Here is a 21,511-nt window from a genome sequence, read left to right as displayed (position 1 = left end):
CGGCAAAACGCAGAGCAAAAAAAAGCGCCCCGAAGGACGCCAAAAGATTCACCTCTTACCAAAGGAGCAAGGAGCTTCTAAAGGTGAATTTGCATCAACCGCGCAATCAAAGAATCGCCAACGGATACTCGACAATCACCCGCACTTCATCCAGATCCGACTCGAACGCCGTGGCGCGGGTTGTGGCTTGGCGCAAGCGCAGCGAGAGGTCTTTCATCGAACCGCTCTGCACCACGTATTTGACTTCCACATCGCGTTCCCAACGCTTCTGATCGGTCAGCGGATTACCCTCGGCATCGCGGCGCATGTACACCGCGTTGGCGTTGGAATAGTCAGCGTCGGTGCCGCGCGCGTAACGGGTCATGAACGACAGACCCGGTACGCCGTAAGTGCTCATGTCGAGGTCATAACGCGCCATCCACGAACGTTCTTTCGGCGAGTTGAAGTCGCTGTACTGGATCGAGTTGTCGAGGAAGATCGAGTCGGACTGGCGCAGGTAATCGAAGTCGTCATTGCCGTTGTTGCGCTGGTGGGAGAGGGCGACGGAGTGGGCTCCAAGTTTGACGCCAACGCGGCCGCTCCAGATGTTGTTGTCGAATTCGCCGAGCAGTTGTTTGCCTTCATCGACGGCTTTGTAATAGTTCAGCCCACCGAACAGTGAGAGGTCATCGGACAGCGGATACGTCCAGGCGGTGCCAGCGTAATACTGATTCCACGCATCCTTGAGACGGCTGGAGTACAGGCTGAAACTGAGATTCTTGTTCAGCACATAATCACCGCCGCCATACGCGATCCACGGCGAATTGACCGGGCCTGCGTAGAAGGTGGCGAAGTTCTCGCGCATGTCGCTGGATACCGGTTGGCTCATCGCGTGCAATCGACCGCCCTGCACCGACAAACCGTCGATGCTGGTGTTGGTCGCCGTCACGCCGCGAAAGCTTTCCGGCAACAAGCGCGAGTCACCCGCCGCGACCACCGGGTTGACCGGGAACACATCACCGACCTTGACCACCGTATCGAACGCGCGAATTTTCGCGGCACCACCGGCCTTGGTGTATTCGTCCCGCGCCTCGCCGTCGCTGTTGACCGGCAACACATCAAATGAACTGCGCCCGCCATTACGGCCGTCACCGGTGTCGAGCTTCAGACCAATCATCGCAAAAGCATCGACACCGACGCCGACGGTGCCTTGAGTGAAACCGGATTCGAACTTGCTGATCACGGCATGCGCCCAGGCTTCGGAATAACCGTTGCCGGTGGGGCTGGACTGGCCGTTGCGATGATCACGATTGAAGTAAAAGTTGCGGTTGAGCACCGTCAGGCTGCTGCCTTCGACAAAGCCCTCGGGTTTGTCTTCTGCAAACACCACGGACGGCCCTGAGCCGACCACCATCGCTAAAGCGGCCATCGATATTTTTGTAGGGTTAACCATCAAACACTCCTTGGGTTCGGCAGAACGGGAACGTGCGTCGGCGTGGGTTTTATTGTTCGACGGGGCAGGGCCCGCCGGCATGGTCGCCGGGTGACATCGTTGCAAGCTGCGGATAACGCCAGGGTGATGAGGGAATTACAATTTCGTCATGAGCGGGACGCTCTGAGGGTGCGAGCAGGCTCCCACAGGTTGCAGCGGTGTGCGCAGAGAGGCCCTGAGTCACTGTGCGGGTTGGTTTGCCAGCGATGGCCAGCGATTTTTGCCAAGCATGAGTGAACCCAGAAAACTCACTACTCTGTTTCCCGATGTCGATTTACGAGCCCCCTCTATATGGGGATCCACAGACCGTGCGAGGCCTTTGAGCATGTCCTTATCTCGCAACATCAAAAGCGAAAACAGGGCCAGCGTATCGGCATTCGATGCCAGAAGGTGCTCCGACTCACCAGGGAAAGGATTTTTCTCTCTTAACTCGGTATGAATTTCAGAGATGTGGATGGGTAAATCCTGGAGTCGTGAGGCAGTTTCACTCTCAGAAGTGCCAAAGTGAAAATGACTTTTGGGATACCCGAACGGATCTTCCGTATCCGCAACGAGATGAGACAGTTCATGAATCAGAATTCTGGCTCTGCCAATGACGTTATTTGACCTGAATAGCTCCGTTACGAAGATGCGTCGATGCGCGTCGTCTGTAATGACAAAGGCGTTCTCTTCAAGTAGTACGTCGGCTCTACTTTCCAAATACACAATCTGATCACGAAGATCTCCTCCGCGTTGGTACCTGGGTATTTCTTCGTGAATGGCCTTGTAACTCCGCAGCATAGATTGAGCAACTGTCAGTCCGGAATCCAGTTTAGCGGTACGGCTGCCTCCCAAAAATGAATCAAGTCCATCCGGATTTGCTGATTCCAGATACTTGATGGTGTCTTTGATTAATTTTGCGCTTAATTTCCAAGCCGCATCATTGGTTTTGGAGAATTCAATTTCGCCGGCAGCTAAAGCTTCGGTATTTCCTCGATACATTACGGCGTAGTCATACTTGCTTTCTGTGGCTATTTCTTCGTTCTGGTCGTTCGCCCCTTGATGTAACAACCCTAGGACGTCGTATCCGCTGGATGGATTGTTCTTCACGAACCTGTATAGATTAAGCCCGTCAATCGCACCGGCCGGATCCGGATTCAACCACCGCTGCAACCACGCCACGTAACACCTGAACCCATAGTAATAAAGCCCCGTCGCATCCCGCTCCTTGCCCGAATAGCGAAGGATTTTGAAACTCGCCTCGATCTCTTCGCGTCCGGCGAACCAGGCCGTGGTGCCAAACGGGTGATAACGCTCATGACTTATCACTTGGCCGGCGCTGTCGAGCTCCAGCGTGCAGCTACCCAAATGGTCGCTGAGGCTGTAACGCAGTTGATCGTTGGCGATGCCTTGGGGCGGTTCGGATTTCCAGTGCAACACCAGCACGCTGCTGCGCCCGGCCTGAACGCTGATGACCTGCAACGTTTCGCCCGTGCCGCTGTGGGTGCGGATTTGCAGATTCGGCAGGTAACGCACTTCAGCGATCAGCACCCTGGCGTTGGTTTGCATCTGCCGGACTTTGCGCAGGCGCATGCCGTCGGCACCGTAAACGTATTGCTCGTGATCGTCTGCCGCGCCGTCACGCTCTACCGGTCGAACTTCGCGCAACTGGTTGCGCAGATCCCAATGCAAAGATTGCCCCGGTTGCAGGGCAAGCAGATTGCCGTTGGCATCGAAGCCGTTGCGAAAATCTTCTTCGTCCGGCTCCACGCCATCTAATACGGGCAGACAGCGGTTGCTTTGGGCGGCGGCGAGCAGGCGATGGCTGTGTTTTTGCGCACCTTCGTGAGTCAGTTCCAGGAGATTGCCACCGCGATCATAGCGGTAGGTCTGGGTGTATTGGGTGACTGCGGCTGGATCGTTAATAGAAGACCATAGCGGGCCTTGATTGGCGCTGCCGGCCTCCCATCCGGTTGCTTTGATCAATTGATAGAGGCTGTCATACCCATAGCGATTGATCGGCTCGATGCGCTGGTTGGCGAAGTAACGGATCGGCAGCGCGGCGTCTTCGATGCTGAGCACGTTGCCGACCGGGTCATAGGCATAGCGCAGGTCTTGCAGAAGTTCGTCGTTGCGTGTGGCTTGCAGTCGGGTCAGGCGACCATCCTCGGGCGCATAGTGCAGCGCGGTGATCACGTCGTTGCCGGCGGTTTCCTGCTCGGTCTGGCCTTGGGCGTTGTACTGAATGGCGTTGACCAGCGTTTTCGGCCGGAGTTGTTCATCCAGTTGCAGGCGTACTTCGCGCAGCTGTCCGGCGAGGCTCTGTGCGAAGAACTGGCGGTGACCTTTGGCGTCAGTCTGTTCAATGGTTTCGCCCAGGGCATTGAACACCGAACGGCTCGTAGCCCCGGCGCCGGTTTCGATCAATACTTCGCGGTCGGGCAGCGGTTCGGGCCAATCGGGAAAATCGAGGGAGTGCAAAAAATGCCGAGTCTGCTGCACAACCCCACCCGTCAATCCGAACTGTTCGAACAACTGTGTGCCGGCCGGATCATCGTGCCGTATTAGTTGTCCGCATTGGTTACGCGTGCCGAACGTCGGATCGCTGCCGCCATAACCATAGCGCTCCGTACACAGAGGCTCGCCGTCGCGGGCGTGCTCGAATACGGCCAGTGGTCGCAGTTGTCTGTCGTACTCGACTCTGCTTTGGCTACCCCGACCATCCCAACTGTGCAACGGCTGACGCGTTTCGCCACACAGACTGACGCGCCATCCGGCGTCGACGCTGACGGTGCTCAACACCAGACCCGACAGGGAACAAGTAGTGGTGAAGTTGGCGGGGACTGATGCATCGGTCATCAGGCGCGCATCCCTTTTTGCACTGACCCGACCTGTCGGATCACGTGTTGTTTGGTCGATTCGCGGGTCAGCGGTTTCAGCGATGGCGCTGCGGCAATAGCCAATTGAACGTATCACCAGATTGCGCGGGTCGATAACCGTCAGCGTAGGAGTGCTGTCGTTCACGTTGAGCATCTGGGCTGGCATGAGCGAATGTTTCATTGAGGTTTCTTCGAAAATGCGATGAAGTTGCCCGTCGATCGCCCCTTATTGCCCGGCGCACCTGCATCCATCAAAACCACATTGGATTGATCGATCACGCCCAGCGCACTGGAGTCTCCGCCGTCCAGATTGAACGACCGGCCGGGCACCGCATTCAAGCGGTCGATTCTGGCCATGACCTGTGCCCATTCCGGCAATGTAAATCCGGAGGAGTCGTCGCTACGGCGACTGTCTCCGATTCCAATCACCAAGCGTGTGCGGGCTGAAGTGTCACTTTGCCCTGGCGGAAGGCTAATCGCCGAACGATTGTTAGGTCGGTTGGCATGCCCAAGTTCTCCCGGGATATTGCTCTCGGAATCGAACTGGAACCTGGGTTCATCAAGATGTTGCTGGGTAAATGCAGGCTTACCGTCGCGGGCAAGCAATGGACCTGTCTGAATGAACGAGCCATTGCTCATTCTCAGATCGACATAGCTGTCAGCGTAGTCAGCAGGAACGGGCACTGAAGGTTTGTGTTGTCCATCGATGAAGCTGGTACCGATCGAAGCCCATGAAGGTGCCTGCGTGGAGGCTCGTTGGCTGTGGTTGTAGAAGCCGCCGTTGAGGTAGGCCGTCCATTTTGAGTCCGGAGCACTGATCGCCGCATTCAAACCCGCCGCAGAAGCGGTTTTCAGACGTACAGGTTCATCTCCGCCGACGATTCGGCCTTCGTAACTCGAATCAATCGAAAGATAGAAAAGTGTTCGGTCACGTTTGAAACTGCGTGGCAGATCAATGCCCGCTTGCTCGAAAACTCCAGCATTGCCCTGGAGGGCAACAGCGATAATGCCGGGAGCGATTGTGATGATGTCGCGGTCTTCACGCTGCTGTAAGACGCTGTCGATGGCAAATCTCCATAACCCTCGAGCTCTTTCTGAATCCAGCCCGTCAGGGTCAATGTTGGTGACGGGATTGCCTTCGACAAACCGAAAGTAGTTGAGTCCGGCCGCGTCTGCGGCCGGATCGGGATTTAACCAGCGCTGGCACCAGGGAACGTAATATCGATGTCCATAGTAATAAAGCCCTGTCGCATCCAGCTCTTTGCCCGAATAACGCACGGTTTTATAGCTGACGGAAACGGCTTCACCGTCAGACCACGCCGTCGCGCCAAACGGGTAATAGCATTCCTGAGAGATGACGTTGGCGTTTTGATCCAGTTCAATCGTGCTGGAGCTCAAGTGATCCGTCAGGCAGTAACGCTGTTGGTTGTTGGTGATCGGCGCCGGTGGAGCGTCCGGCCAATGCAGCACCCGCGTGCTACCGCCTCCTGTCGGGACGACGATGACGTGCAGCTCTTCACCGGTGCCACTGTGAGTGTGGATTTCCAGACCAGACAGATAACGGGTTTCGATGATATTGGTCTGGCTTCGGGTCTGTAGAGAACGCACCTTGCGCACGCGCGTGCCGTCGGCGCGATAGACATAACGTTCGCAGTCGTTGGCAGCGCCTTTGCGCGTTACCGGTCGAACTTCGATTAATTGATTGCGCACATTCCAAATCAATCCTTGTCCGGATTGCAGGGTTAGCAGATTGCCGTTGGCATCGAAGCTTCGGCGAAAGTCTTCATCATCTGGTTCCACGCCGTCGCGTACCGGCAGGCAGCGGTTACAGTGAAGCTGGGCGACCATTCGATGCCCCGGGTTCTGTGTACCGACGTGAGTCAGCTCCAACAAATTGTTACCGGTGTCGTAGCGATAACTCTGACGATAATGACTCACGGCGTTGGGATTATCAGAGAGTGAAGATGGACCATGGCTCGCGGGCATCGCTTCCCAGCCGGCGGCGGCGATGAGTTGGCCAAGGCTGTCGTAACGGTATTGGTTGATCGGTTTGATTAGCTGATTGGCAAAAAAACGATTCGGCAGGGCCGCGTTTTCGATGCTTGTTACCTTACCTGTCGAGTCCAGGGTGTAGCGCAGATCCTGCAACGGCTCGTTCTCGCCCAGCCGTGACAGCTTGCGATTCAGGCGCCCGTCCTCGACATCGTAGTGGTAAGCATTGATCACGCCGTTGCCCATGACTTCCTTTTCGACCTGAGCACAGGCGTTGTATTGGATAGCGCTAATCAAGGTTTTTGCAGTGATGCCGGTTTTCAGTTGCACGCCTGCCTCGTGTAACTGACCACTGAGCGTGTACCGAAAAAACTGCAGATTCCCTTTGCCATCCGTTTGTTGGGTCTTTTCACTCAGCGCACTGAAACTGCAAAGGGTTGTTACGCCAATTCCTGTTTCAAGCAACTCGTCGCGCTCGTTCGCCAGCGCAGGCCAATCGGGATCTTCCAGCTTGCTCAGAAAATGCCGAGTCTGCTGCACAACCCCACCCGTCAATCCGAACTGTTCGAACAACTGCGTGCCGGCCGGATCATCGTGGCGGATGAGTTGCCCGCACTGGTTACGCGTGGCGAACGTCGGATCGCTGCCGCCATAACCATATCGCTCCGTACACAAAGGCTCGCCGCCGCGGGCGTGTTCGAACACGGCCAGTGGTCGCAGTTGTCTGTCGTACTCGATTTTGCGTTGGCTACCGCGACCATCCCAACCATGCAACGGTTGACGCGCCTCGCCCGACAGACTGACGCGCCATCCGGCGTCGACGCTGAGCGTAGACAGCACCTGAGCGCTCAGCGAGTACACCGTGGCGAGGTTGGCGGGCGCGGAAGCGTCGGCGAACAAGCGTGGATCTCGCTGCGCCACCAACCGCCCGGCAGCGCCATGGTGATGGGCAGTGATGCGTGCCTCAGGTGTGCCGGCATCCTCGCGCCAATACGCTATCTGCCGCACCGCTAAGCCACGGTTATCGATGACGCTCAGGTTCGGCGTCTGTGCATGGATGCCAGGATTTATGTCCACCAGTTCCGTCGCCGTTGTTCCGGTGGAGGCTCGAACAGGTCGTTCTCATCGAATGCCACGTTGCACCAGATCCAGTACCAGATTGCCCGGCGCAAGGGTTTCGGTTCCGCCGAGGGGCCTTGCGGCATTTCTTTCGCCAGTACGGTTTCGGTCGGGCGGCCCGCCGCATCATAGAACTGTTTGTCGTGGAAGGCGTGCTCGCGCATCGAGCGGTCGTTGATGTAGCGTGGTTGATCGGCGAAGTAGGACCGGTAGGTCCGCACTTGTTTGCCTTTGTTGTTGTATTCCACCCGTGCACTGACGCGCCAGCGTCGCGGCACGTCTGCCTCAAGCGGATGACCTTCGGCGTCGAGGCGCAGTTCGCCGTTTTCATCGACCTGCCAGGATTTGCCCGGCTCGACTTCCTGCTTGGTCTGCAAGGTGCGGCCAAAGCCATCCAGACACGCGATACTGACCCGCACTTGCATTTCGGGGTCGCCGGGATAGCGATCGGCCAACAGCGCGACGGAGTACACGGGTTCACGTTGTGATGCATCGATTTGCTGCTTCAACTCGGTTTCGTTTGCGTCGAGACTTTCCAGTCCCGCTACATGCTGCCGAGCGCGGTCGCACAGGTGTTCGCTGGGCAAGATGAAGCCTTCAGCCTTGGCCCACGCCAGCCAGTCAGGGGAGGGTGCGGACGTGCGGCTGATACGACCCATCCAGCTGAAGGTGTCCCAGAAGCTGACGCTGGCGAAATTTCCGATGGCTTTTTTCGGATTGGCGATGGCGAAGGCCGGGTCGCGGTCTGGCGGTGGCACATAGGTCTGCAGTGGGTCGAAACCCACCGGTTCGCCCAGTTCGGTGCCATGAAAACTGCTCACCAGCGGTTCACCGAACGCGTTGCAACGTGACTCCTGAATATTGTGGTTGGCGTCTTCGATGGCCGCTGGCAGGAAGGTACGGTAATCGACATCGAGGCTGCGGGTGGTGCAACCGTCGGGCAAGGTCACCGCAGTGGTCAGGCACCAGTAGGCGTCGTAGGTGATGAGGGTTTCGCCGTGACTTTGCGTCTCGCGGTATTTCTGCACATTATAGAAACCGTCTAGCTTGTGGTACGTGGGGAAGCCCCGATGCACCGACCACAGGTAGTTTTTCGCGTCTTCGGGATCTGCCAGCGGCGCCTTTTCAGCCTCGGGCAAAAACAGCTCCATGATGTGGTAACCGACTTCGGGCGACTGCAGTTTTTCCTTGAGGTTGAAGGGCATGTCGCCCTGCTCGTTTCTGAGTTTGTCGTAGGCGGTGAGGGCGATGGCATCCAGTTCTGCCGTTTCCACATAGGCAGGTAAACCTTGGAAGGTCGCTTCGCCGGGTGCGAGGGTCTGACCGTTCTCGGGGTTGATGTAGCGCTGCATGGACAAGCCGGACAACACCGCCTGTTTTGCCCACGGCCCGTCGTCCTCGCTCATTTGCAGAAAGTGGTCGTGATGGATCTGGGCAGCGGTCAGTTCAGTTTTTTCCAGCACCAGGGCATTGCTGCGCTGCTGAAACGGCAGCCCAAGGCGCCAGGCCTCTTCATTCGCCAGGTGAACGGGCTGCGCCCGGGTTTGCGTCAGATACCACTGCTGTTGTGCAGGGTCATGAGCATCCTTCCACCATTGCTGATGGTGCTCATCAGTGAACGGCGGCGGATCATCGACGGTTCGGCGTCGCGCGTAGTGCACGGTAAACCCGTGCAGACTCGTACCGTATTCATCCCACTCAAGGTTGAGGTGGTGCTGGCACAACGGATCGTCGGCGACAGCGGCCTCGTACTGGTAGCTGATGGACTCCAGATCCAGAACTTGAAGCACCGCGTAGGGCTGGTGTTGGTTTTTGGGTCGCAGTCTGCGCACCGCGTATCGGTTTTCCTGAACGGCGTAGGGCACGGCGGTAGTGGGGGCGTCGTCCGCTGCGTAGATTTCCGAGCGCAACGTAGTCCCGCTCAGGGCGCGGGCTATTTCTCGGGCGGTGTCTTCGTCGAATGTACTGAGCGGCTGCGTCGCGCGGTCGTTGAAGTGATAGTTCTGCAGCAGCGTGGGTCGCAGGTCTACGGCGTCCTTGTCGCGGCTGTAATAACCGTCTCTTGGCGGATCGATAAACTCGCCAGTGTGGAACCAGGTTTTGCTCAGGATCGGCGCGGTAAAACCGGCACGCGCGCGCTCGGCCGCCGACGCTTCGGTATCGCTTTGCAGGAGCAGGCGAAAACCGCGAAATTCGCGCTCGAAGCGATCGTAATAACCACCGCGATAGCTGAAGGTCTGCGTCAGCGTGTTGCCAGTGATTTCATCGCACTGGGTCTGCCGGCTGACCAAGTGCAGGGCCATTGGCAGCGCGCACACCGGGTTTTCGATACCGGCGGCGTGCTGCTCGTGTTTCTCGTCCAGCCATTCCTGTGCGGAACTGCGGTAGGTCACGCTGCTGACGGCGCCCATGTTGTTGCAGGTGCGGTTCATCAGGTAGGGCTTGGCCTTGACGAAATCATAGCGCCAGTGCCGTGGCGTCATGTGCGGCACGGTGAGGATCAGGCTGGAACACCCCAGCCCTTGCAGGTCGGCGGTGCTGACCTGGCAAAGGGGATCGTAATGCACACCTTCCGGCCACGGCAGGGCGATTGGCGTCTGCTCATAACCCTGACCGCAGTGGTTCATTAACACCTGCAGGTTATCGGGCTGCAGATAAATCAGATCCACCGCCCCCGAGCCGTCAAGGTCGGCCAGCAAGACCTGTGCAGCATTGAATTGGTGGTAGGCAAAGGGCAAGGCGCACAGCACAAAGCCTTTGCCGAAACGACCACGCCCCAGATTCGGCCAGCATTTGACTTCGTTATGACGGATACGCACCAGATGTTGCTGACCGCTGCCGAGCACGTCGGCGAACGCCACCAGTTCCGCCGAGGTATTGCTCAGCACAGGCAGCTCATCGTCATTCCCCTCGGCGGTTTTGTACGAGTGGGGCACGTCGATGCCGTCGGCAAATCCCGCCGTGCACTGGTTGGCGTAAAGCCGCACGCTACGAGTGCCGATCAGCGCCAGATCACTCAGTCCATCACCCACCAGATCGGTCATCTTCGCCATCGGGTGCAAAAATTCGCCGGGGAACGCGTCGAAGGGGACGAACCCGGACCAGTTGCGATCCGGGTCGAGGGTAAAGAAGCCACACAGGCCCGGCGTGGCGACCACCCAGTCGAGCTTGCCATCGCCGGTCAGGTCGGTCAGGGACTGATGAACCGGTTTGCTGCTGTCGGCCGTTGGCTGGTGGTCAAGGCGTTTCCAGTCGCTGTAGCTGACGTCGTCACCGCTGGCCGCCGCACGTAACGGCTCGCGGTAATACCAGGCCTGGTCATACCGACACAGCACACCTGCCATGCCTTCACCGTACAGGTCCACGAATTGATAACGCTGGCCGTCGTTGAGGCCCGGCGTGTCAGGGAGGCGGATCCAGCCCTGAAGTTTTGCATCCAGCTCAAAGGCGTTGTAACTGAACTCCGTCGGCGGCTGGTTTTCCGTCTGGCCCAGGCCATCGTAGGCTTGCGAGTGTGCGGCCGTCAGGTGGCTGTAACCTAAAGGGCTGGTTCGGTGTTCCAGCAGCAGGCGCTGGACCAGTACAGGGTCATCTCCCAGTTCCTTGGGAAAATGATGAAACATCAACACCTGCCGACACAGGCGCCGGGTACCCAGTTCGAAACCGTAGGCGTAGATCCAGAACGGGTCGCTGCGTTCGGGCCACGGCTGTTGTTCCGCGAAGGTTGGCACTTGGGTCAGATCAGTGCTGCGCTCGCCATAATCGAACACCAGTTGAAAGTGCCACAGCTGGTTTTTCCAGCTGCCGGGGACCCATGCGTAAAGGTGGGGATGCGCTTTTTCGTTGCCGTAGCAGATGCGTTCGAGATAACGCTGAGCACTGTAGTCGCGAAACTGCGGCGCAACGGGCGCGCCTGTATCGGGCTTGTACTGATAGACAATGTGCTCGCCCTGGGTGTTGAGACTTTCGTCGATCATCCACACGCCGACGCGTTGCGGGTCACCTGGGTCGGCGCGGCGCGATTCGTTGCTGGTGCCGTACATATGCAGGCTACCGTCGGCACCGTGGATCAGCCAGAAACCCGGCTTGTCCGCACTGTTTGACCAATGTTCGATCAGGGCAAAATCGCCCTCGACCCGAGGCCAGTGACGCACCACCTGGTATTCACTGCCCAAGGGCAATTTGTTGTAAAAGGACGCACTGCGAGAGATCAACTCACCGTTGTCATTGCGCTCGGGCATCCATACATCGCCACTTGGACCGACGACCTGGTCGGTGCCGTCGTAGGTCGGCACACCTTTGACGGTGCGCAGGGTGATGGCATTGACGGTGAACTGCCAGCCGATCCCGCAGGGGCTGTTGCCGGTGTCGTTGCTGTAATTCAACGCCACGGACGGGGCAAAGCCGCGCCCGGGGGAAATCGGCAGGGGCACTGCCAGCGACGCCGTTCCTTTGGTGCCGATGCCGCCCCAGCCCTTGCCGATGCTTTGGATGGCGCCGCCCATTTTCGGCAGGGCGGGGGTGTTGATCTGCATCGTTGACTGTTGCTGCGGCGATTGTTGTTCGTTCATAGCGAACCGCCTTCGCGTCGGGCCGTGTAGCTCACGTGTACGATGATGTCGTTGAGGGATTGGAGCATGGCCTCCTGAGCTTCGTGGTTGGGGAAGATCAGGCTCCAGCGTGATATGGCGCCGGTGTACTCGAAGGGCAGGTAACGTTCGTCCTGAAAGTTGAGCTGGAACATGCCGTTGTCTTCCAGCGAGGTGGAGAGCGCAATCTGCTGACTGGCGCGCAGGTTTTCCTTGGCGTTACCCGCCGTGGCGGCCATTTCCACCTTGCTATAGGTTTGTCGCAGTACGGCACGAATGTCTTGATAGGGGCCAAGGCAGGCCGGCAGAGTCACGCTGATGGTCTTGATTCGGCGCAGGTAGTGATTTTCACCGGCGTAATCGTCTTCGAACATGGCTTGGGTCAGTTCGAATTCGCAGGTGCCGTTTTCGACCAGTGATTTTTTGATTTCAGCCCACGGTTTATTGAGGGTTGGCCCCGCGTCCTTGTCCTTCAGTTCCTTCAGGGACACGGTTTTTCTGATTTCCAGATCACGCCGGTTGTTCTGCAGATACTGGCTGTGCATCTGTTGCAGACTCATTTTCAGTTCTTCGCCGGCACCGAGGCCGCGGTAGCTGGCATTCCACGCGCCGGGGCGGATGAAGGTCCGGGTGAAGTCGCCCATCTCGTATTGCCAGCAGGCTTCGGCGGCCTGACACAGAGACTGCGCGGTGGTGTAGGCGGTGTGGTAGAAGCTCGCGAATTTGCTGTTGAGCCAGTCGTAGGTCTGCGAGCGGCTGAAGCGGTTGCTGCTTAGCAGGAAGTCATGGGTGGCCTTGGCCTGGTTGAGCGCGGTTTGCGCCTGGCGCAGTTGCAGTTGGGTGGCTTTGTGTTGTTCTTCGTAGACGGCGAGTTGGGCTTTGATTTGTTCGGCTTCGAGTTTTGATTGGTCGTGGGCTTGGGTCCACTCCTGGTTGCGGCGGCGGTATTGTTCGATGCGGTCCATGAGCTGTCCGCTGGTGGACAGCACTGACGACGCTTCCAACAGCATGGCCATGACACTGGAAGCCGGCGCTTCGATACGCTGGCCGCCTACCGCAAAGCCGATAATGTTCGGAGCGCCTTTTGCCGACTCGGCAAATGCCTGAACCGCGTGTGCCCCGGCTTGAGTCGCGCCGCTCAGGAAGTGAGTCGCTCCTGCCGCTATTTCCAGAGCGTTCACACCTTCGTTCAACAATTTCTCGTAATAGCTGACTCGTGCCTCGATGATTGCCTGACTGGCTTGTAGAGCGGCTTTGTTTTTTTCATCAATTTTCGTGGCCTGAACCTGTATCTCCACCGCCACCTTCGCCAGATTCCATGCTTGCTGCTGTTGCAGCTCAAGATATTGCGCCTGCTCCTTGCGCTCGATCAGCGACAACAGCGTCGAGCCGAACTGGATCACGCTGTCCACCGCGTTCTGCGCCAGAGCGAACATGAAACTGAAGCGGTAATGGGGAATCTGCGGACTCAACAACCGACTCAGCGCCGCCCCGGACAGGCCCTGGCCCCAGGCAGCGAGCAGCGCGCGCGGATCCAGCGGTGCCGCGAACAACGGCAGGTTCAAGGGAGTGCCCGCCATGTCGAGGTTGTGCCGCAGGTTGTGCAAGCGGCTTTCGGCGCGCTCCCAGTGCATGATCAGTTCGGGGTTGAAGGGGCGACGGAAATACTCAACGTCAACGCTCGCCAGTAACGGGTCATCACCGTTAGGTCGCAGGCACAGCAAGGGTGCCGCCTCCGAAGCCGGGGCCTTGCCGATACGCAGCGGTGGCTGTTGCTGGAGCTGCTGGTGCGCGGCGATCAGGCGTTGTTCGAATTCACGCAGTTGTGCATTTTTCGACGAGCTCAAGGCGTCGAGCGTGAGTGGCAACCAGTCGTCGATCTGACGAACATCCGGGCGCGGCCCCAGCAAATCCATGACGTGAACGTAGCGTAACTTGGCTTCAGCCAGCCCGTCCGGCGTCAGCTCTGCGTACGCCAGATCGGCCTGTCGGCTTTCAATCTCGATAAAGAGTTTCCACAGCGCCTTGCGAAAGTGCACTGGAAAACTCAGGGCAATCTGATGTGGATCGTCCGGGAACAGAATGGCCAGGCTGGGGTTGGCCGGGCCGGGCCACACGGGTTCCTCCAGCGGCACCGCCTGCCAGTAACCCGGGTGCCCCGGGTCGGCGCTTTGGCGTGTCGGGTCAAACAGATACGACAGCCACTGTTTCGCCTCGTCGTACTGCTGCTCTTCGTTCAAGCGGTAGGCCACCAGCCATGGCAAGTACAGAAACAGTTCAAGGAAATACAGGTAGTAGCCCCCGGAGAAATCCATGGCTTGTGCACCGAGACCATCGGGGATGGGCGGTTCTGTATGCTGGGTCTGGGTTTCCCATCTCAGCAGGGGTTCCATGCCGTTTTCGGCCAGGTTGATCAGTTGCCGGGCGAAGGTGGTGTTCATGCGCACAGGCGTCCGAGCACGAAAGTTGCCGCTTTTTCCATCGGTGAAAGCGATGTTTGAACCCGTGAAGTCAATGAACTGCGCCTTGCCCAGTGACGGGCTGTCACCCAGAGACGGGTCGATCAAGCTGTTGATGCTGGGCGCTATTTGCGTGGTTGTGGGAGGCACTTCTGCCCATTCGATGCTCAGCGCTTTGAGCGCTCCGCCAACTAACGTATTTGCTTCATAAACCAGAACGCCATAGATCAGCGGGATTTTCAGTGCTTTCGTATTCTCGGGCCACTGGACCGGCCAACCGTCGGGCTGGAGGGTGGACTGGTCGATCGAAAACGAATGAGTCACCGACGAACCTTTTGACAGGAGGCTGACGATGGGGGAGGAGGCCAGCATGCGCATCCCGCTGAATGTCTCAGGTGGCTGTTCGGAACTGACATCCAGCGAGTGTGCGATGAAATGCTGGTAGCCAATGCTGCTGGTGTTGCGCGTTGGTGAGTGATGAAGATAGATCTGATTCTGATTGGTGGTTGACCGCCAGAAGGTCAAAAAAATCACATTTGAAGACATCAGTTCATAGAGAACCCTTCGGTTTGCGCGTTTACCTGCCAGGCTCGCTGTTTCTCCTTGTTTGGTGGCGGGCACCCTGAATTCAGTTGGGGTACCGTAGTCGGCGATCAAGCTACGAAGGCGGTCTGGCACGCCCATGAAACAGAATGCCGTTTCCGCGACATTCATGAATTCGGTGCCAACGGGTTCAATGGTTGAGCCTGAAAGTAGCGGAACTTCAAGATGATTTTCCGATGGGTCGAACACCAGCGTAACTTTGATGAGCTCCTTGTTTTTATCTTTATCATCGAAGACGGAAAATTTGAGGACTTGGAGACTGCTGAATCCTGCCTCCAGGCTTGTGGTCAACTCGATATTGGACTCCGCCCGGTTATAGACAAGGTCAACGTCTTTCACGCTGGTCTTGATTCGCGACTGCCAATCCCAATAATCCCAGGTGGGCTTTTCTTTCTCCGGTGTCTGGTGAACGACAGCACCAAAAACCAGTGTGCCGGAGGGAAGCCAGTACTGAAAGCGTCCAGCGTTCCTATAGGCGAAGATGTGGCCGACCAGCAGCACGTGCGCTTTGCTTTCATCAGAAAATGCGCGGCCAGGTGGTGCATTTGGTCTGACATTCGGCACCACGCCAAACGAAGGGTACAGCGGCGTGACATTGAAGTTTTTATCGATTCTTACCGTTCTCAGAAAGTCATATGTGTCTTCGCTGCCGGATGTACCTGTTTTATCTGGAACGTATTTGGAATACAGCGCCAAGAACATCGACTCGGGCGACGTCGAGTGGTCATACACCGCGATGGTCTGGGTTTCCTCGGCAATCTGCTCCAGCGGCTTATCGATCAGCGCTGGAGTCTGGCAGTAACTCTCGATGTAGATTCGCGGCGTGCTCCAGGTGTCGTCGTATTTCTTGTAACTGGCGTACAGACGGAACCGCGGATTGACCTTGACGCTCGGGTCGGCCTTTGCCTCAACAGGGGCCTGCATGGCGTCTGTATCCTGAAGCTCCAGTTCGGCCCAGACCACGTAAAGCCGATTGTTGAACCAGCACGGACGGATAGTGTGTTCCAGCGCCTTTTCTGAAATCGGTACGTTGGCTCTTTGCCAATCCGACCAGGCATTGGGCAGCGGCTTGTCGAACTTGTTCGGGATTTCGCCGGGTGCCTGCGCAGGCTCTTTCACCGCGCGCTGAGACATGTCCAGTGAGCGCCAGTAATAGGCATTTTCGGCGGGGGATTTGCCGACGAAATAATAGGTTCTGTTGGCAAAGTCTTCGCCATCAATGTAGCAGTTGCAGATCTTCAGGTTGGCGATTTCCTCGAACCTGGCGAGGTAAGCCAGCACGGCGGTCTGCACGGTCTCAGGCTGAATTTGCGCTTGGTTGAGGTCATTTTCCAGTTGCTCGAAACTGGCGGTCTTGGTCAGGCGCAGGGTCGGGTCCAGGTAGATGTCCGGGAAGGTCCGCAACTGCTGGAGGGCGGCCCAGACCGGATAGCGATTAAGGCCATCGCGCCAGGTCTTGGTCTGCAGAGGGGTGACGCTGTCATCGCTGTAACCGGGTTCCAGGTTCAGCATCATGCAATTGATTTGCTGCTGGTAACTGGCAATGGCACAGGCCACGGGGCTGGTCGGCACATTCTGGCTGACCAGTACATCCAGTAACCAGAATTCATAAAGGTCATTGGCGGTCTTGATCCGTTGGGCCAGTCCCTGCTCGATCAGGTAGGGATCGCTGGGCACGGCTTCATGCAGGTACAGAGCGAGCATCGCGTCACGCAATGCCTCGTTGAGCGGGGCGTCGAAGGCAGTCGTCATGATCGTTCCTTAACCATTGGCTCGTGAAGCGTCAGAGTCAGAGTGGGTGGCCATGACCGCTTCACCGACGGCTTTCCACTCATTCAGCGTACTTGTGTGATTCAGCCCTGTGGCTTGCAGTAGCGCCTGGGCGGATAAACCGCTGGCCTGACAAGTGGCTTGGCATCGACGGATCCAGTCGACGTGCGCCATCGAACGGGCGCGTTTATCGGGGAGGGTGTTGGTCAGCTCGGCTATTTCCGTCTCCGACCACTCCAGCAAACGAGCGAGGGCAGCGTTGGCCGTTTCGCTGGCGAGCTGGCGCAGCGCCTTGTTTTTCAGTTGGGCCTTGGCCGGATTGGCGCAGCTGAAATAACTCAGTACGCTGTCTTCCGATTGACTCTGGCCGTGAAACCAATGACTGAAACGTTCGAGCAGGTAAACGTCGCTGAGGCTGGGCTCGCTGTTGGAGCCCCCATACGACTCGCCAGCCAGCCACGCTGGATTGACCAAAAACAGGCGCAAGGCGCTGTTGCTCAAGCGCAGTTGCACAACGATCTCGGCGTGGCGCGCAACACGCCGGTAATCCTCGATCAGCGTCTGCGACAGCGGATCCTTGAGTGCTTGCAGCAAAAGGTTGTACGGCGTAGACCAGGCCCAGTCAGTGACTGCCCGGCAGCGATCCGGCGCGAGTTTGGCGGTTTCCTGGAACAGCCCTTCGAGTAACCGGGCTTGTCGGTCATGTGCACCGAGCAGGAACTCGACGAGTTTCTCTGCACAAGCGTCTTTGACCGGCTGGTTCAGATCGAGGTCTTTGAGCGCGTTAACCACATCGGTCTGCAACCAGGTGACGGGTTCATCCACCAGCGTCAGCGGTCGATCAAGGCCAGTCAGCAGGCCGTCTGGGTTGAGGAGGCTGTGTTCGACCAGCAGCTGGAACCAGTTGATTGCTCCTTGCTTGCGTTTGCCATCGTTCTGCAGCGGCAGACCCAAAGCGTTTACTTGCGCCTCGGTCACCAGACTTTGGCGCGTGTCGTTCTGCAATCTGGCCAGACGCGCAAGCAGATCATCGGGAAGAGGCGCCTCTCCAGCCATTTTGACGTGCTGATCGCTCGGCAGCTCTTCGACCTTGGACTGAGCATTGAGGCCCAGGCGTTGCAGTAACTGAGGCACGGTCTGCTGGCTGTCGTTGAGCCAGTCGAAAGCCCAGTCCAATTGCATCAGCACATCGAGGATGTCCGGTGTTGCTTTTGCCGTCTGTGCACTTAAGCGGCCGCTGGCCAGGGCCGTTTTGTAACTGCTTCCGCCGAGGAGGCCCGCCAGTGCCAGCAAGTCTTCGACCGAGTGCCCGAACAACCGGGCAATCCGCGCCTGGCGGTACAACGAAGAGACGGTAGGCAAGTCTCGTTTGAGTTCACCCACATGCTTTTCGGTCTGGCGAACAATCAACAGCAGGGAATCTTCGGTCGGTTGCACACCGAGTCCGGCACACAATTGCAGCAGGGTTTTCTGCGTCGCGGCATCCGGCGTGGTCAGATTGATGGGCGTGTCGTCGAGGATCAGCGGTGTGTCGAACAGCTGCACGCGGTTGAACACGCGATCGAACAACGGCACCTCGTCCTTGCCACTGGCATAGGGGCTGAGGTCGTGCATCAGCGTCGCGAACTCTTCGGGTTCGATGCTGTAACGCTGGTTCAGGTAGCGATAAACCCCCAACGCACGCAGGGTGTTTTCGTTCAGCTCCAGCCCTAGGTTGGCTTCGCCCTCGGCGCGGATGGCACTGATGATCAAGGTGTCGAGTTTTGCGAAGGTGATGCCGGTCCAGCGTTGCAGACGGATCATCCGCTGCAGGCGATCGAGGCGATCGAGTGAGGTTTTGCTCAGGCGCCATTGTTTGCTGTCACCCGACTCGATCTGCTCAAGCCCTATGGCGGTGTCTGAATCATCACGCGGGACTGCTTCGGGGGCCGGTTCCAGTTCGCTGTCGTACAGATCGGTGCCGGGGCCGGTGCCATTGACATAGCAGGCAGCGTAGTGAGTCGGATAAGGAAACTCCAATACCTTGTTGGTGGCACCCCGCGAGGCAATCCTGTTGGGGTTTGGCTGCAGGTTTGGACAATTGGGTGACACGCGCACTGCGTAGCTGCGGCGGGCCACAAGCTGCTCGACCTGTTCGGCGTTCAGACCGGTGTGTTGCATGAAGTCGGTCAGCAGGGTCAATTGCCACAGAGGTGAGTCGTCGGTGACTTCGACGCCGTAGGCGCTTTTGAGAAAGTTCTGCTCTGTCGTCGTCAGGCTGTAATGGTCATCCAGTGTAAAGGCGAAGCGCTGTCTGGCCAGATGGATCGGTTCGGCTGCGGTTCCGGTGGCAGTGATCAGATCGAATCTGGCGGTGTACCCCTGCTCGGTGGGGGTCGGAAATGAGGTGGCGGCCTTGAAATGCGCAATGATGGAGTTACCTGTATCGTGGAGACGATTCACCAGCCATCCAGTCCCTGACAGGTTCTGGAGGTTGGAACTCAGATCGATGCTGGCAGGCTGGGTCTCTGCGTTCTTGCGAAAGATCAGTGAAACGACGGTTTTGGCACCGGCTGAACCTGTTGGCGTGTCCGCCACCGGACTCGCGGTCGCATCTGCCTGCCCCGACAGCAGCAAGTAACACCTGCTCTGTGTGGTATGCGGTCGCAGATACGCGCTGAGTGGGCTTTTCCAGCCATTGATCAGATCATTGCGGGTCAGATAAAAGTCGCTGAATACCGAGGGTTCGATCAGCAATTCCTGTTGTTGCGGACTCAACCCGCATAACAGCCGTTGCGCCTGTAATGCCGGATGCTGGATCTGCCCATAGTCGTTGATTGCCGTCTCTTTGATTGGCAGCAACAGGCTGGCCCGGTAATTCACCTCGCCCAGACGCGGCTTTTTATCAGCCAGCCCCAGTTGGCATTGATGGTGATAGAAGTTGTAAGGCAAAACGAAGGGGTAGCGCCGCTCGGCCAGTACTTGATGGGTGGACTTGGGCTGGTCGGAGGGATTGCCATCCAGGTGAGAGCGCAAATGGCTTTCCAGCACCTGCATGACGATTTCCAGCATCGGCCGTGGCGTGAACGTGCTTTCGTGGGTTATCAACAGGTCCTTCAGATCAGGACGGCGTTTATCCATCAACAGGCGCTTAGGGTCTTCACTGGTTTCTTCCAGTTCGAGGGAAAACTTCCTGAGGTGAGTCAGGTAGGCCACGGGACTGTCGTTGGCGGCAATGGCCCCGACCTTGGTGAACTCGTCCCAGTTCTCGTTGAACATGCGTTGATAGGTAGCGCCCAGCGGGACCAGCGCGCGAATACCGCTGCGCTGAGCAAGTTGCTGAAACGTACCTGACGAGGTCTGGTATTCCCGGAACAAGCGCGAAATCAACGCCGCATACTTCATCGCGTTGTCGTAAGCCACATCGGCGTTGGCGTCGGAGTATCGGGCGAGCTGGCGAGCGAAGGCGGACTTGGGCAGGCGCACGATATCGAAGACGGAAGTGAAGCCCATTTTCTGCATGGCTGTGGGGAAGTCTGTGCGGCCTTTTTTCAATCTGGCATCGGAACTGATGAGGGCGTTCATCAGGGAGGGGGTCTCGGCCATGACTTTGGATCTCCTGCCAGAGGGGGAAGCATCGGAAAAATGCCTGGGCAGGAACAAGGTAATGACAAAAGAATCTTGAGTAACCTGTCAAACCTGACAGGTATTCGGTAGTTTTTTAGGTCCTATTGAAATAAGTCGAATTGTTTTTATTCGATTATGAAAAATTTCGGTTTTTCATGCTTCAACTACGACCGTTCGTCGGGACTGTCAGAGTTGACAGGTAGGCGCAAGGAATGCCCGAAGTTAAGAATTGCATCTGAAGATCGGCGAGTACGCCGGTATACCAGGAGCGATTGATATGGATGACGAAAACAAGCTGCAACCAAATGGCTTGTGGCCGGCGCCGGTGATCTTGTCACCTGGAAGTAACTCTACAGTCTCGGCAGGCGGTTTCAACATCGTCGCTTTATCCCCTGGAGGAATTACTGACAGTTGGAAAATTGAATGCTGGGGCGAGGCTACTGACCATCATGGATCAGAAGGTGAGTGGGTAAAGATGGAGCATTGGGTACCCGATACTTCTTTCGATCGCTTTGGTGCGTACTTTAATTTCAAAGTCAGATACAAACAGGCCTGGATCTGGAGTAATTGGGCGGAATGTCACAATTTGTACGTGCCGTCACGTCAACCTCCCAAACCGCCTAAACCGACCATCAACACGCCACCTAATCCGGCCGCAGCAAAAGAGGTACTGACCATTACCAGTGTCGCGACCGGCACTGTGACCCTGCAAATGTCTACCGCCGCAGGCGCAGCGGTGGCAGGCAGTTTTACCGGCAGCGGCTCGACACGCACTTTCACACCGACAGCGAACTGGGCAGCGGGTACAACGCAGGTCAAGGTTGTGCAGACACTCGGGGGTGTGGCCTCCGATCCAAGCAATCTGGTTAGCGTTCAGGTAAAGCCCGCAAAGCCAACCATCGTCGCACCCGCCAACCCTATCTTTGCAAACCAGACGCTAACGATTATCGTGCTGGCGAATGCAACTTCCCTGCAAATGACTACCCATTCAGGCGCAATAGTGGAGGGGAGTTTCTCGCCAAGCGGTACAGTCCGTGTCTTCAC

7 protein-coding genes are annotated in these 21,511 nt (G+C 57.5%); 1 reads left to right on the top strand and 6 read right to left on the bottom strand.

Going from position 1 to position 21,511, the window contains the following annotated elements:
* Positions 1-106: 106 nt before the first annotated feature.
* The 6 genes from FGA82_RS24830 to FGA82_RS24805 form a co-directional block, all read right to left on the bottom strand.
* A complete protein-coding gene (locus tag FGA82_RS24830) occupies positions 107-1,432 on the bottom strand; it encodes an OprD family porin (protein ID WP_141129119.1) in 1,326 nt (441 codons plus the stop codon).
* A 219-nt stretch (positions 1,433-1,651) separates the two neighbouring features.
* On the bottom strand, positions 1,652-4,510 hold the full coding sequence (locus tag FGA82_RS24825) for an RHS repeat domain-containing protein (protein WP_249384284.1): 2,859 nt from the start codon (positions 4,508-4,510) through the stop codon (positions 1,652-1,654).
* A complete protein-coding gene (locus FGA82_RS24820) occupies positions 4,507-7,398 on the bottom strand; it encodes an RHS repeat-associated core domain-containing protein (protein WP_141129118.1) in 2,892 nt (963 codons plus the stop codon). Before FGA82_RS24820 ends, FGA82_RS24825 begins: the two co-directional genes overlap by 4 nt.
* Positions 7,389-12,011 (bottom strand): SpvB/TcaC N-terminal domain-containing protein, encoded by a 4,623-nt coding sequence (locus FGA82_RS24815; protein WP_141129117.1) that lies wholly within the window; start codon positions 12,009-12,011, stop codon positions 7,389-7,391. Before FGA82_RS24815 ends, FGA82_RS24820 begins: the two co-directional genes overlap by 10 nt.
* Positions 12,008-16,843 (bottom strand): neuraminidase-like domain-containing protein, encoded by a 4,836-nt coding sequence (locus FGA82_RS24810; protein WP_141129116.1) that lies wholly within the window; start codon positions 16,841-16,843, stop codon positions 12,008-12,010. Before FGA82_RS24810 ends, FGA82_RS24815 begins: the two co-directional genes overlap by 4 nt.
* Positions 16,844-16,852: 9 nt before the next feature.
* On the bottom strand, positions 16,853-20,446 hold the full coding sequence (locus FGA82_RS24805; RefSeq protein WP_141129115.1) for a Tc toxin subunit A: 3,594 nt from the start codon (positions 20,444-20,446) through the stop codon (positions 16,853-16,855).
* 298 nt (positions 20,447-20,744) lie between these two features.
* Here FGA82_RS24805 and FGA82_RS24800 point away from each other — a divergent pair.
* Positions 20,745-21,511 (top strand): Ig-like domain-containing protein (locus FGA82_RS24800; RefSeq protein ID WP_212760554.1); only part of this gene is annotated, 767 nt, incomplete at its 3' end.

The organism is Pseudomonas fluorescens (genome assembly GCF_005938625.1).
Taxonomy (GTDB): Bacteria; Pseudomonadota; Gammaproteobacteria; order Pseudomonadales; family Pseudomonadaceae; genus Aquipseudomonas; species Aquipseudomonas fluorescens_BD.
This window is presented reverse-complemented; position numbering and strand designations above follow the sequence as displayed.